The 14,902-nt window shown below is 62.3% G+C and carries 9 protein-coding genes; 4 read left to right on the forward strand and 5 right to left on the reverse strand.

Features of this window, described 5'->3' with window-relative positions:
• Nucleotides 1-681, forward strand: coding sequence for a peroxiredoxin-like family protein (locus AC1DXU_RS12885; RefSeq protein ID WP_477368850.1), 681 nt, complete (start codon nucleotides 1-3; stop codon nucleotides 679-681).
• Between the two features lie 26 nt (nucleotides 682-707).
• Here the strand turns inward: AC1DXU_RS12885 and AC1DXU_RS12890 are convergent, their stop codons facing one another.
• Both AC1DXU_RS12890 and AC1DXU_RS12895 read right to left on the reverse strand, forming a co-directional pair.
• Nucleotides 708-2,153: a DUF5939 domain-containing protein gene (locus AC1DXU_RS12890; RefSeq protein WP_477368852.1), complete on the reverse strand. Its 1,446-nt coding sequence runs from the start codon at nucleotides 2,151-2,153 to the stop codon at nucleotides 708-710.
• Nucleotides 2,154-2,327: 174 nt separating this feature from the next.
• Nucleotides 2,328-4,034, reverse strand: a complete 1,707-nt coding sequence (locus tag AC1DXU_RS12895; protein WP_477368854.1) for an SAM-dependent methyltransferase — start codon at nucleotides 4,032-4,034, stop codon at nucleotides 2,328-2,330.
• A 3-nt stretch (nucleotides 4,035-4,037) separates the two neighbouring features.
• On the opposite strand from AC1DXU_RS12895, the gene AC1DXU_RS12900 reads away from it, so the two are divergent.
• The 3 genes from AC1DXU_RS12900 to AC1DXU_RS12910 all read left to right on the forward strand — a co-directional run bounded on the left by AC1DXU_RS12900 (nucleotide 4,038) and on the right by AC1DXU_RS12910 (nucleotide 7,824).
• Nucleotides 4,038-4,403, forward strand: a complete 366-nt coding sequence (locus AC1DXU_RS12900) for a hypothetical protein (RefSeq protein WP_477368856.1) — start codon at nucleotides 4,038-4,040, stop codon at nucleotides 4,401-4,403.
• 379 nt (nucleotides 4,404-4,782) lie between these two features.
• Nucleotides 4,783-7,002, forward strand: a complete 2,220-nt coding sequence (locus AC1DXU_RS12905) for a mechanosensitive ion channel family protein (protein ID WP_477368858.1) — start codon at nucleotides 4,783-4,785, stop codon at nucleotides 7,000-7,002.
• Nucleotides 7,003-7,449: 447 nt separating this feature from the next.
• Entirely contained in the window at nucleotides 7,450-7,824 is a 375-nt protein-coding gene (locus AC1DXU_RS12910; protein WP_477368860.1) for a helix-turn-helix transcriptional regulator, read from the forward strand.
• Between the two features lie 525 nt (nucleotides 7,825-8,349).
• On the opposite strand, the gene AC1DXU_RS12915 is transcribed toward AC1DXU_RS12910, so the two are convergent.
• From AC1DXU_RS12915 to AC1DXU_RS12925, 3 genes are all read right to left on the reverse strand, one after another.
• Nucleotides 8,350-9,681, reverse strand: coding sequence for an HlyD family type I secretion periplasmic adaptor subunit (locus AC1DXU_RS12915; protein ID WP_477368862.1), 1,332 nt, complete (start codon nucleotides 9,679-9,681; stop codon nucleotides 8,350-8,352).
• Nucleotides 9,678-11,336: a type I secretion system permease/ATPase gene (locus AC1DXU_RS12920; RefSeq protein WP_477368864.1), complete on the reverse strand. Its 1,659-nt coding sequence runs from the start codon at nucleotides 11,334-11,336 to the stop codon at nucleotides 9,678-9,680. Before AC1DXU_RS12920 ends, AC1DXU_RS12915 begins: the two co-directional genes overlap by 4 nt.
• Nucleotides 11,337-11,553: 217 nt before the next feature.
• On the reverse strand, nucleotides 11,554-14,902 hold a 3,349-nt coding region (locus tag AC1DXU_RS12925; protein WP_477368866.1), incomplete at its 5' end, for a beta strand repeat-containing protein.

Below are 14,902 nucleotides of genomic sequence, written 5' to 3' on the forward strand. Positions count from 1 at the left end.
ATGTCCGCGCGTAGTGACTTGTTGCCGCTTCAACCGGGCGACCGGGCACCGAACGTGGTCCTCGACGCCATTACCCAGGAAGGCAAGATCGCGCTTGACGACTTTCGTGGACAAAAGCCGGTGCTGATCGGCCTGTTTCGAGGTCTGCATTGTGCGTTTTGCCGGCGCCATATCGCCGCCCAGGCGCGGCTTGATCCGGAGCTGCGCGAAAGGGGCGTGGGGAGCCTGACGGTGGTCAACACGCCGATCGAACGGGCGCGTCTCTATTTCCGCTACCACCCGATGCCGAACCTGCTTGCGGCCTCCGACCCGGAACGCGCTTCACATCGTGCTTTTGGGCTGCCCAATCTCGAATTCACCGAGAACGAGACGAACTGGCCGTACAAGGTCGCGATGGCAGCGGCAATGGATATGCGGGTCGACTTACCTGGCGAGTTGCCCGGTCCCATGGATCCTATGACAGCCGGCGCAATCCTCGACAAGAAGGACCATTACGAACTGACCGAAGCCGACGAGCAGATGATCGCAACGGGACACGGACAATTGGTCGGTCAGTTCCTGCTGGACCGGCAGGGGATCGTCCGCTGGAGCTTCACGGAGGTTCCGGAGGGTGGGCGATACATGTTTGGGGCGCCAAACCCGCAGGAGCTGATGTCAGCCGTGTCCCAGGTCGCCCAATAGACTTGTGAACGAGGCAAACAGGCGGTCTATCCTCGCATGATGCGATAGACAGTTGCATCGCCCTCTACACCTCGAAGAGGCGCATCAAACGCGACGACGCTTCGGCCCGCAAGCAGCTCACTCACGCCGGGCGCGCAATAGAGCGCCTCGGAGATACAGACCTGTCCGGCTTCCGCCAGTGACTGCACGCGCGCGGCGACATTCACGGTCTGACCGAAATAGTCGAGGTTGTCGTTGAGTGTGACGGCAATCGATGGACCGCAGTGAGCACCCATCTTCAAAATAATCCCCGGCCTGACATGATCGCCGTTGAAGCGATCGATCTCTTCAAAAATGTGCAGGGCGGCCGAGATTGCGTCCGATGGCCGCGAGAATACTGCCATCACCGCATCTCCGATCGTCTTCACGACAGCACCGGAATGCTGGTGGACCGCCGCATTGAGAAGAGCGAAATGCTCGCGGACCAGGGCATAAGCGTTGAGATCGCCAAGGCGTTCATACATGGCGGTGGAACCCTTGAGGTCCGTGAACAGGAAGGTGATCTGCCGGATGCCGAGCCCCTCCTTCTCGTCGACACGTTCGGAACGGAAGAGGTGGCGGAAGGTTTGCCGCGCAAGCAGCGCCCCGCCGGAAACGTATGGGTCGAAATCAAGCGTAGGTTTGGTGGTCAGCGCGACAAGCTCGGGCGGCCAGTTTATGAGAAGCAAGGCGCCACGACCGGGTCCGGTGTTCGCAACCTCAATGACAACCGAACCGGGCGGCACTGCCGGCAACGACGGCAAGAAGCGCTTGCCGTCATAGTTGATCTTAAGAAGTGTCGGCGCCAACACCGGATCGCCCGAGATGGGTACAGCGAATGCCGCCTGTGTCTGCACGTTGACGCCCGACAGGGCGCCGGGACCGAGGTCAGCGTGCAGCATTGTTGTGGTGCCCGGCGGCAGGAACGTCATGCCGCGCACGAAGCCTCGCAGAACGTCGAGAAAGCGAACGTCCTGCCCCGGCAGCCGCCCGTCATGTCCGAAGTGGAGCTTCCAGTGAAAATCCTCGACAGAGAGCGTTTGGGGTTCGTGAAACGAAAGGCGCCGCAGATGGGGCGACACGGAGAAGGAAACCTCGATGAAGTCGTCGAGGTCGGTATCGCCCGATACGTCGCACAGGCCACAGACATAATGCGTCTGCAGCGTGCGCAGGGCGCCGAAACTGTCAAGCACCATCCCGGACTGCGGACAGAGCACGTCCCAGCTCATGTCGAACAGGCCGCAGCGGGCCGCATAAAGGAAGAGGTCGATTGCTTCAGGCTCGGCGATTGCGCGGTCGCGGGCGAAGGCCAGCGGATTGACACGATAGAGCGCCTGGTCGTCGCCGCTCCTGATGAGCGTTTCGAATTTTGAGATAACGCGCGGGCTCCATGCTCGCGCTTGCTCGATCTCGGTCATCTTGCCTTCGAGAAGCCGATCGTCGACCACCATCACGCCGAAATCCCCAGTTTCCCTAGCGGCAGCCTACTAGAAATCCTGCCCGATGCGAATGGATGGAATCCTCCGTGTGTCTCAGGAGTTAGGGCGGCGCGCACGGGGCTGTGCTCTTAGGCTGCGGCGCGTCTCGTCGATTGTATCTTGCGCATTGTGAGCGGGGCACTGACGCGTTCAGCGTTCATCGAGCACGGCCTTGACAGTGGCAACAAAGTCATCGAGCGAGCGGTCGCCTCGAATCTCGATGCGCGGAAGGTCAATGGGATCGCTATCGAGGTCCGCCGGCCCGTGTTTGCGACCGAAGCCCACTCGATAGCCGCACTCCCTGGCCAGCCGGCCGAGCCGTGGGTCGGTGACGGAAAAGGGTGCCGCGAACGCGGTGGTTGGCCGACCGGTCCACCGTTCGATGAACATGCGAGAGCGCAGGAGTTCGCCGGCCAGGTCAGCGCTCGACAGACCATCGATCGCGCGGTGCGTCGCCATATGGCTGCCGAAGAACACGCCTTCGGTGGCGAGGCGTCGGACTGTCCCGGCGGTCATAAGCTGCGCCGGCGGACCGTTGTAGGCGTCCCATCGTGCAGTTTCACCCATCAGGTCCGTCACCAAGAACACTTCCGCGGACAGGTCGTTGGCGCGCAAGATCGGCCAGGCATGGTCGGCAAAGTTCTGGAACCCGTCATCGAAAGTGATGAGCACCGGACGGCCCGCGAAAGGCTGACGGTTGGCGATAAACCCTTCCAGCTGCTCGGAGCTGACAGCGTGAAAGCCATTGGCGCGCAGCCATGCCATCTGGCTGGCGAATGCGGCGGGCGTCAGCCGAAAACGGGTGAGCGCGGCCGGACCTTCATCGGCGACGCCGTGATACATGAGAACAGGGATACGCTGGCGCCGCTCGCTGCGCGCGACGTCGCGGCGCAAGGCCCGCGCCCCTCCCCAGACGATATTTCGCGCCACCCCGATTTCGATAGGCGCGCGGATTGGCACATGATCGATCACAGGTTCCGTCGCCACTTCGTCCGGTGACAGGCGGCGGAAGCGGTCTATGCGGTAGAGCTCGGTCTGGATCGATTGCTCGAGCACGAGGCCTTCGGTCGCTGCCAGCGTCTCGGAGATCGTTTGGGCACCGAATGTGTTCCAGTCGAAGCCCGTCTTTTCGACATTGTCACGCAGCACGAAGGCGTGCGCGCTGATGAAACTGCCGCCAGGCGCCAACGCCGCAGCGAATTTCTTGGCGATGCGCCGCAACTCGGCGAGATCGTCCAGATAGTAGAGCACCTCCGAACAGAAGATCAGATCCATCTCACCCGGCAGCGAGTCGGCAGCGAAATCCAGTACGCCGAACTCAATGTTCGGCTGATCGCTGCATCGTGCACGGGCCCGCTCGATGGCTATGGCGGAGATGTCGGTTGCGGTCAGATGGCCCACGCGCGGCGCCAGCTGCCGCGTGAAATGGCCCTCCGCGCAGGCCAGCTCAAGCGCCTGCGCGATGGGACCGGCCGGCAGAATTTCGAGCTGCCGCTGGTATTTTTCCTGCTCATAGAGCGAACTGTAGTTCCAGGGATCCTCGGTCGCGAAATAGCTGTTCCAGAACGCCGCGCGATCATTCCTGTCCGCGGTCCGTGCCCGGCGCGGCGCCGAGGGAGGCTGTGCAGGTTCGGCGCTCGAGCGAACCAGCTCCCGTGCTTGTGCGGCCAATTGGGCGAGTTTGCCGAAGTGGCTGTCCGGGTCGGACCGGCCTTCCGCCTCCGTCGACAATGCCTCGGCTGCAAGGCCAAGCCGCTCAGCGGGCACGACATTCTGGATCAATTCAAACCAATGATCCCTTGTCACCGTCCCGAGCACGCCGAACTGCACGACGGCTTCGATCTGGCCATCGATCATCAGATGGGCGTAGATCTGATCGATACCCTCAGGCAGTTCGGTCGAGGCCGGATTCCGAGCGTCGACGCGAATTCCAAGCGTCCGCGCCAGCCTGCGCGGTGCGGCAAGATCGTCGGCCTCGAGAAGCATTTGCTCCAACTGATACTGGATGCGGCGAGCCGCGCCGGGATTGTCCCAGACCTTGCCGAGTTCGATGATCAACTCGGTAACGGCCCCGCCGAACCTGTCCCACCTGGCGGCCAATTGCGCTGGCGCCGACACGCTTCCCGCCATAAGGCCATCGAAGATCACCTTGGCGGCCTCACCCACCCACTTGCGTCCTGCCGGCAGCGCGCGCAGGGACTGCGGGTCGATCGAACGCGAGCCTGAGCCGCAATCCGACGCGGCGTTTCGCAATGCGATCCACGCGAGGGCTTCGGAAGCGGCACCGCCGTTCGCCTCGATTGTATTGTCCTGGACCATCGAGCTTTCGTTTCTTCGGCAGGAGTTGGCTGGGTCTGGACCGGGGTCGGAATGCCCTCCCCGGCGGCCAATAAGCACCGCCAAGTGCCCGGTGCAACGGTCCAGCTCGAAACGATGACGTCTTGCACCACAAGATCGGCTTGTTCAAGGTAGGAGCAACGACGGACATAGATGTCATTGCCCGCCGATTTGGCCGGAAGGTTGCAGCACGATGCCACTTGTGATTCGACGATTGGGAGCCAGGAACCTGGTGTGCTCGGCGCGACGCCTGAGAGATCTGACGGCGATGTTTGTCCTGATTGCCGTACCGCTCGTCTTTGGAATCACCCTCCTCTTGGCTGGCCCGGCACAGGCGCAGGCGCCGGCAACCGTCCCGCCCGAAAGGGTCAAACAGCTGTTCGAGCTTCTCTACGATCCGTCGGTGAAGGCCTGGGTGGCCGAACAACGAAATCAGGACGCCGGATCAACGCCTGCCGAGACGGGAGCTTCGCCGACCGACGCATCGTCCGGCGCCGCGGCCGCACCCGGCCAGATGAATACGATGGCGTCCTCGACGCTCGATCGGGTCAGGCATCATATCGAAAGAATCGTGCGAACGTTGCCCCTGCTGCCAGGCCAGTTCGCGCGCGTTCGGGCAGAGACCATGCAGGATATGTCCAGCAAGGGGCCTGTCAGCGTATTGATCCTGATTGCGATGTTCATCGCTGCCGGCCTGGCGCTCACTTGGGCGACGTACAAAGTCACCCGTCCATTTCGTCTTTGGGTTATCGCGCAACCGAAGGATACACCCATCGGGCGAGCCAAGAAGATTGGCGGTCGCGCGCTTTATTCCAGCATGCTGATCGTCTCGTTTGCACTGGGCAGCGCCGGCGCGTTCATGCTGTTCGACTGGCCAATGCTTATCCGCGAGATTGTGCTGACATTTCTGATGGCGGCAGTCGTTACATGGGGTGTGCGCCTGTACGTCATGGCCACGCTCGTCCCTTCCTTCATGAACGTCGAGAACGCCGTCGAGGTTCGTGCTTTGCCGATCACCAACGAAGTGGCTGACCATTGGTCCTATTGGCTACCCCGGATCGTCGGCGTCTTCGTCTTCTTCGGCGCCGCGTTCATCCTCTTGCCGGGTCTCGGCATCGATCAGGACGGAATGATGGTCCTTTCACTGGGCGCCGATTTCGTGCTGCTGGTGCTCTTGCTGCTTGCCATCTGGCGTCGGCCAAGAACGCAGCGGGACGGTTCGCGCCACAGCGGTCACACGGAAACGACATGGTTGTTGACTGCGTATTTCGTCGCCCTGTTCCTGCAGCGCATCGCCGGCCTTTATACCTACTTCTGGTTTACCTTCGCCGCATTCTTCCTGCCTTTGGCAATCGTGCTGACACAGCGCGGGGTTAATTTCGTCCTGCGGCCGGGTTCGGAAGAGGCCGGCCGGCCTACGATCCCGGCGGTGACGATCGCCGTCATCGATCGCGCAATCCGGATGATTTTTATCCTGGCGGCGGCTTACTTTCTCGCGCGCGTCTGGGGTTTGAACATGCAATCCATGCGCGACAGCGATACGACGACGACGTTCATATTGCGTGGCTTGATCAATGTCGTGGTCATTGCCCTCGCCGCCGATTTCGGCTGGTCGATCATCAAGGCTTTGATCGAGCGAAAGCTGGGCATCGAAACACCGCACCCTGTGATCAGCGAGGAGGAAGTCCCGATCCTCGATCCGCAGCAGGCGCGGCTGCATACGCTGTTGCCGATCCTCCAGAACATTCTGCTCGCATCGATCATCGTGATGGCGGTGCTGATGATGCTCGCCTCGCTGGGTATCCAGATCGGCCCGCTGATCGCCGGCGCCGGCGTCGTCGGCGTCGCGGTGGGCTTTGGGGCACAGACCATCGTCAAGGACATCATTTCGGGCGTGTTTTTTCTGCTCGATGATGCGTTTCGTGTCGGCGAATATATTTCCTCGGGCAATTACAAGGGTACTGTGGAAAGCTTTTCGCTGCGCTCGGTGAAGCTGCGCCACCATCGTGGTCCGCTGTTCACCATACCTTTCGGTGAACTCGGGGCGGTCCAGAACCAGAGCCGTGACTGGGTTATCGACAAGTTCAACATCACCGTCGGCTATGACACCGATATCGACTTCGCACGCAAGCTGATCAAGCGAATCGGCCTCGAACTGGCGGAAGACCCCGAGTTCAAAAACTGGGTGCTCGACCCGATCAAGATGCAGGGCGTACAGGAGTTCGGCGAGTACGGCATCGTCTTGAGGGTCAAGGCCATGACCAGACCCGGAGGCGCCTTCGGCATGAAACGCAAATTCTATGTGCGGCTGCGCCAGGTCTTCAAGGAGCAGGGAATCGAACTGCCATTTCCGACTGTCCACGTCCAGGGGCTACAGAACCCACATGAGGCGGAGAATGCGCCGTTGGAAATCACGCCCGAGTTGCAAATGGCCGTCGCGCAGTCGCACACCAGTCGGCGCAGAAAAAAAGCTGGCACAACGGAGTAGGAAAGCTGTGACACCGGCCGGTCACAGCGTGGTAATTTCAGTTGTTGATGCAAGAACGATAGTGAACGAGATGAACCGCAAATCGTTGTTTTTTTGCGAAAAACTACGCCGGAGCACTCCAAACTACGCTCACCCCTACTCCCACTCGATTGTTCACGGCTCTGCTAACGCATTGAATTTACTTAAGAAAATATTTTTGAGGCCGGATACTACCGACCTGCGGGCCGTCAAATAGCTACGCTTTTGATTTCGTTGGAGAATTTCTCGTAACTCTTGCGATCTATCTATCGACTACTATCGGCCGTCGAGGTGCACGTTCATATCTGACAGAGAGAGCGCGAATGCTTCCAAAAGTACCGTCAGCGCCCCTTCATCGGCATCTCCACACCCTCGCGAACAGGCAAATTCGAGGTTCATCAAACGTCCTCTAACTACAGGAGGATAGACATGACCAAGAAGCCAAGCCGCGTACGCGTCCTGATACTGCCCTATCATCACGATGACGGTGACAAAGATCCAGTTGGATATTCGGGTCCCGCAACCGTCCTGACAGGCCTGCCGCGAACGATAAGGCGGCACGAGTTGCGGCTCATCGTGCCGCTCGCCGAAAGCACCATTTACGAGATGGAGAAGCGCGGCGAATTCCCTAGCCGTTTCAATCTCACGCCGCGATGCGTCGTGTGGGACCTTGAAGAGGTCGAAGCGTGGCTGGAGCAGCGCCGCCAAGCTTATTTCGAGGGTCGCGCGAAAATCGCGCCGGGGCCTGACGTCCATCGGCGGAAGAGCCGCCCGGTTAAGCGAACCAACGACAGGTCGATCTGAAACGGAGGACCATCGCGTCGTCACGGGCGCGATGGTCCACTCATCACGACGACAAGCCACCTAGCTTGAACCGCCTCCGTTCCTTCAAGGGCAAGTTATCGCGCATTTCACCGGAGGGAAGGAGCGAGAGGCAACCCGACGTTCCTCGCTGCGTTGGATACTACCACTAGCCGAGGATTCTCATGTCGCATCGATCGGATACTCGCGGAGTTCACGAAGGCGCTGACGACGCATGGTGTCGATTGCTCTGACATGGATCAGGGGAACGACTGTAATGGGGCCGATAGCGGACTGGCAGCTTCGGGCCTCGGATCTTCAAAGCGGACCTTCAAGTCGGTAAGAGTATCGTCGTGACGTGACCCGAACCGGCCATTGCCGCTGCACTTCGGCAACGTTGCCGAAGTGGTGGACAGCTGAACCCTTGCATGCAGCCAATTGGGCGGCTCGATAACCCCTGCAAAGGCAAACTTGTTCGCCATTCGCCGTATGTCGTTCGCCCGCGCCTGCGAACCGTCTGCACTAAGGCTACCTCTGCCGGAAGGCGGTGTGCAACGAAGTGGTCAGCGGCCCGAGAATGTAGTCCAGCGCGGTACGCTCCTCGGTGACGATCATGACGGACGCCGGCATGCCGGGATAGAGCTGGATCTGCGGCGCCGCGGCGAGTTCTTCCGGGTCCACCACGATGTCGGCGACATAGTAGGGAAAGCCGGTCTTGGCGTCGGTGACACGGTCGGCCGAGATGCGGGCGACGTGACCGTGGATGATCGGCATCGAGCGCTGCTTGTAGGAGGTGAAGCGCACTTCCGCCGTCATATCGGCGCGCAGGCTGGATATGTCCTCGACGCGAACCTGCGCCTGGACAATCAGCGAATTTTTGGTCGGCACGATATCGAGGATGGTCTGGCCGGGAGAAACGACCGCGCCGGTCGAGAAGACGGTGAGGTCCATCACCTGGCCGTCATAGGGCGCGCGCACCTCGGCGCGATCGATGGCGGCCTGGGTGGCGAACATCTTCGGCACGAGGTCGGCGAGGTTCGACTGCGTCTCGATCAGCATGGAAGATAGTTTCGCGCGGCGCTCGTTGGTGAGCTGGGCAATCTGGCTTTCGAGCTCCGCCCTGCTCTGGCGGCCGCCGGCGATTTCGCCCAGAGTCTCGTCGATCAGGCCCTGCAGGTCCGAGGCCGAGCGGTCGAGCTCCAGGATGCGTGGGCGCGTGGTAAGCCCCGCCTTGAGCAGCTTGGTCAGGCTCGCCTTCTCGTCGACGGTCGATTTGAGCTGCGCCCGGTAGGAGTCGACGCGCGCCTGCTTGCCCTCGATCTGCTCCTCGAGCTCGGCGATCCGCTTCTGCAGGATCTGCGTGGCGCCGGCCATCGAGGCGCGCTGGCTCTCGAGGTCGGCGATCTGGTTCGCCATCGCATCCTTGAGATAGGCCTGGTGCTCGGCAGTTATGTCGTTAGGAAAAGCGACCGCCTCAGTGCCGTCGAGCTCGGCCCGGATGCGGGCGTCGGTCGCGCGCAGCAGCGCATATTGCCGCGAGTAGAGGTTGAACTCGGACCGCACGCGGGTGTCGTCGAGGACAACCAGGATATCGCCCGACCGCACCATGTCGCCGTCCTTGACCCTTATCTCCTTCACCGTGCCACCATCGAAATGCTGGACGCTCTTGCGGTTGCCCTCGACCTTGACCACGGCGTCGGCAAGCACGGCGCCGTTGAGCGGCGCGACCGCCGCCCAGCCGCCGAAGACGCCGAAGAAGGCAACGATGATCAGCAGGCCGATCAAGACCGGCCCCCTGATCGAATCGGGATCGGCGCCGATATCAGCGCCAGACGGGCCGCGATAAGTGATGTCGGTCATTGGGTTGCCACCGCCATTGGTGCCGCGCGCTGGTTGAGCAGCGCCACAATCTCGTTGCGCATGCCGAAGGCCTCGACGGCGCCATCCCTAAGCAGCAGGATCTTGTCGACATTGGCCAAGGTGGAAGGCCGGTGCGAGACGATGATCACCGTGCTGCCGCGGCGCTTGAGCTCGAGCGCGCAGTCACTCAGCGCGCGGTCGCCGTCGGCGTCGAGATTGGAGCTCGGCTCGTCGAGCACGATGAGGTTCGGCGTGCCGAACACCGCACGGGCCAGCGCGATGCGCTGCCGATAGCCGCCAGACAGAACCGCGCCGCCCTCTCCGATCTGCGTCTCGTAGCCCTGAGGCAGGCGTATGATCATCTCATGCACGCCGGCGAGCCGCGCAGCCTCGATCACCTCGCGGTCGACATTGGTTTTGAAGCGGCCGATGTTGGCGGCGACTGTATCGGAAAACAGCTCGATGTCCTGCGGCAGGTAGCCGATATGGTCGCCGAGTGCCTCCCTGCCCCATTGCGTCATGTCGGCGCCGTCCAGCCTGACAGTGCCGCGGCTAGGTTGCATGATGCCGGCAAGATGGCGCGCAAGCGTGGATTTGCCGGCGCCCGAGGGACCGATGATGCCGAGCGCTTCACCGGGCTCGAGCTGGAACGAGACATCGCGCAGCAGCGCCTTCTGCAAATTGGGAATGGCGAAGCTCACCTGCTCGACGGCGATCTTGCCGATCGGCTTCGGTAGGTTGAACGAGCGTTCTGCCGACGCGCTGCCATCGACCAGCTTCTCGACCCGCGCAAGCGCCGCCCGCGCCAGGATCAGGCTGCGCCAGAGACCGACGATCTGCTCGACCGGCTGCAGTCCCCTGCCCAGCAGCAGGCTCGCCGCAAACATGGCGCCGCCGCTGACCTGGCGCTCGATAACCAGCCAGGCGCCGAGGCCGAGGATCAGCGACTGCATGGTGAGGCGCAGGAAGCGGATCAGCCCAGACATCAGTGCGGCGCGGTCGCTGGCCTGCGCCTGGCGCTGCAGCGCCAGGCCGCGGTCGCGGCCCCAGCGGCGGACAAGCCCGTCGATCATGCCCATGGCGCGAACGACTTCCGCATTCCTGAGGCTCATCTCGGTGAAATTGTAGTTGGCCGTTGCGAGGTCGTTGGCCTGCTTCAGCGGCTTGCGCACCAGATATTCGTTGAGCACGGCCATGCCGATGAGGAGCAGCGAGGAGCCGAGCGCGAAGAAGCCGAGCCATGGATGCAGCAGGAAGATGATGCCGATGTAGATCGGCGACCACGGCAGGTCGAACAGGGCATGGATGCCGCTGCCGGTGATGACCTGCCGGAACGTGTCGAAATCACGGATCGGCTGGCTTTGCGAAGAGCCCGGCGACGGCGCCTCGACCGACGCCGCCAGGATCTTGGCGGACAACAGCCGGTCCAGCCGCGCGCTGGCGCGGGTCAGGATCCAGGAGCGGACGAGGTCGAGACCGGCCAGCGCCAGGAAGGCCGCAAGAAGCACGATGGTCAGCATCACCAGCGTGGTCTCGCTGCCGCTGGTGACCACCCGGTCGTAGATCTGCAGCATGTAGAGCGGCGAGGCGAGGTAAAGCAGGTTTATCGCCAGGCTGAACACCGCCGCGACCAGGAAATAGCGGCGGCATGCCAACAGGGCGTTCCTCACGATCTTGGATTTGTTGTCGAGACTCAAATACCCAGCGGAAAACCGCCCCCCTGTCCACGCCCGGAACCGATACTACTCTTGATCCCTCGATCGACCATGCGGCCCACTTGGAATTCTACCGTAAACCTTAATTCGTAAGCTGAATCCTCGGCTGGCGGGAAAAGAGGCGGGCCCACGCCTGTCCGCAGGCCCACCTCCCGGTTCACAGAATGAAATCGCTCGCCGTCAGTCCAAGCCCGGTACCCGTCAGCGTGATCTGGAAATCGGCTGTCGTGTTGCCGTCGACGTCGGCGCGAACGATCGTGTTGCCGCCGCTTTCCGACCAGGTGATGCTGTTGGCGACGGTGGCCGTATTCGACAGCACCCCGAACGAGAAAGCCTGATCACCCCCGCTGACCGTATTGGCATCGATCGAGGACAGGTTGATCTTGTCAGTACCGTGCACGAAGTCGGTGATGGTGTCGAAATTGCCGCCACCCGGCGCGGAATCCGTGACGGTTGGTCCATAGTAGAATGTGTCGGATCCCGCCCCGCCGGTGAGTGTATCGGCGCCGATGCCGCCGACCAGCGTGTCATTGTCGTCGCCGCCGAGAAGCGTGTCGTTGCCGGTACCTCCAACAATGAGGTCGTTGCCTTTGTCACCGTTAATGGTGATATCGTCGCCGCCGTTTCCGAAAAGGAGGTCGTTGCCGTTCCCACCGGTTAGCGCCTGACCTGTAGAAGTGGACGCGATCACGTCGTCCGTGCCACCACCCGCTAGGCTCGTTTGCAGTCTGTATGACAAGGTGCTGAGCGCATACCCGTAAGCGGTGCCGCCATTTGTGAATTGTATGCTCTCGACATCAGTGCCTCCAACATATTGGTCGCGAATGGTAATCTCAGTAGTTCCAACATCGACAATGAGATCGTTCGCCACTCTTTCGAAATTTAGCGTTCCAACGGACGTACTGTTCAATGGTGCACTCGTGACGATCTGAATACTGTCACCGCCGCCGCCGGCATCCGAGATGATGTCTTTGCCGTCTGCCAGGCCGAACTGGTAAGTGTCGCTGCCACTGCCGCCGAGGAGCACATCGTTGCCCGCTCCCCCGACGAGTGTCGCTCCGCCGTTTGAACTGACAAGGATATTGTCGCCCGAGGTCCCATCGAGCGTACCGGCAGTATCCTGGGTGATAGTCACCAGGGCCGACGCGCCAGCGCTCGTTCCATCGGTAGCCGTGTAGGTGAACGTTCCGCCCATGGGCGCTGTGTCGGTAAAGGTCACGGTGCCGTTTGCGCCGGACCCGGTCAACTGGGAGACGGTGCCTCCGGTCGCGGACCCTACGCTCGCGACATCGATTGCCGATGCGGGGTCGTTCGCAATGAGCGCCCACTCCGGGATGATGACGGCGCTTCCCGACGCGAGGTTGGTGACGATGTTGTCGCCAACGGCCGCCGGACCATCACTCGTACCAAGAATGTCGATGTGCACCGAAGTCTGGGTGCCGTCGGAGCTGAGCACGTTGAAGTTTTCGGTGTAATGCTGACCGGCGATGAACTCGTCATGAGCCGAGGAGGCAGTATAGGTCCAGGCGCCCGCCGCATTGATGGCGAAGGTCCCGTAACTGCCCGCGGTCCCAGCCTGGGCGGCAAAGGTTGTCGGACTGTCGACGTCGCTGATCGTCAGCGTGCCGGAGGTGCTGATCGCCGCTGCCGTGTCGCCCTCCGTCAGGTTGACCGAGGCGGAGGACAGAACCGCGGCGTCATTGGCGCCGTTGATGGTGACAGTGAGTACTGCCGTATCGGTCAGGGCGCCGTCGCTGACGGTGTAGTTGAACGTGTCGGTGGTCGAACCGCCTGTATTGAGCGCCTGCACCGTCAGGTCGTTTTCGTTGACGACGTAAGTGTAACTGCCGTTGGCGGCAATCGTGAGCGTTCCGTGTGCGCCCACCAGGCCGACACCCAGCGAACCCGCCGTGCCGGCGCCTTCGGTGCCGCCGGTGCGGATGGCGCTCACCGTCAGGCTGGCACTATCGACGTCGGTGTCATTGGTGATCACATTGCCAGAACCGTTATTGCCTCCGGACCCGTTTAGCGTGCCGCCCTTCTCGGTTGCCGCAATCGCACCCGCACTGGCGCTGCTGTCGTTTACACCGATCGGCGCGTCATTGGCGCCGTTGATGGTGACGGTGAGCACAGCCGTGTCGGTCAGGCCGCCGTCGCTGACGGTGTAGTTGAAGGTGTCGGTGGTCGAACCGCCGGCAGTGAGCGCTTGCACCGTCAGGTCGTTCTCGTTGACGACGTAAGTGTAGCTGCCGTTGGCAGCAATCGTGAGCGTGCCGTGCGCGCCCACCAGGCCGACACCCAGCGAACCGGCCGTGCCGGCGCCTTCGGTGCCGCCGGTGCGGATGGCGCTCACCGTCAGGCTGGCACTATCGACGTCGGTGTCATTGGTGATCACATTGCCAGTGCCGTTGTTGCCGCCGGACCCGTTGAGTGCGCCGCCCTTCTCGATTGCCGCAACTGCACCCGCGCTGAGGCTTGTGTCGTTCACGCCAACCGGTGCATCGTTGGTGCCGACGATGTCGATCGACACCACCTGGGTGGCGAGGCCGCCATGGCCGTCGTCGACCTGCACGGTGAAGCTGTCGGGCAGATGCTCGCCGACGGCAAGCGCGTCGACGGCGCCGCTGTCGCTGACCGTATAGTGCCAGGTGCCGTCGGGATCGACGCTGGCCGTGCCGTGGGCGGCGGCGATGCTGACCGAGAAGCTGTGGCTGTCACTGGTGTCGACGTCGGAGAAGGTGACCTGGCCGGTTGCCTTCTGTGCCGAGGTCGGCAGGTCGTCGCCTTCCGAGACGTTGCCCGACTGCGCAGCCGAGGTGATCAGCGGCGCGTCGTTGGTGCCGACGATGTCGATCGACACMASCTGGGTGGCGAGGCCGCCATGGCCGTCRTCGACCTGCACGGTGAAGCTGTCGGGCAGATGCTCGCCGACGGCAAGCGCATCGACGGCGCCGCTGTCGCTGACCGTATAGTGCCAGGTGCCGTCGGGATCGACGCTGGCCGTGCCGTGGGCGGCGGCGATGCTGACCGAGAAGCTGTGGCTGTCGGAGGCATCGACGTCGCTGAAGGTGACCTGGCCGGTTGCCTGCTGCGCCGAGGTCGGCAGGTCGTCGCCTTCCGAGACGTTGCCCGACTGCGCAGCCGAGGTGATCAGCGGCGCGTCGTTGGTGCCGACGATGTCGATCGACACCACTTGGGCGGCAAGGCCGCCATGGCCGTCATCGACCTGGACGGTGAAGCTGTCGGCGAGATGCTCGCCGACGGCAAGTGCATCGACGGCGCCGCTGTCGCTGACCGTATAGTGCCAGGTGCCGTCGGGATCGACGCTGGCCGTGCCGTGGGCGGCGGCGATGCTGACCGAGAAGCTGTGGCTGTCGGAGGCATCGACGTCGGAGAAGGTGACCTGGCCGGTTGCCTGCTGCGCCGAGGTCGGCAGGTCGTCGCCTTCCGAGACGTTGCCCGACTGCGCAGCCGAGGTGATCAGCGGCGCGTCGTTGGTGCCGACG

The organism is Mesorhizobium sp. P3_A10 (genome assembly GCF_056403175.1).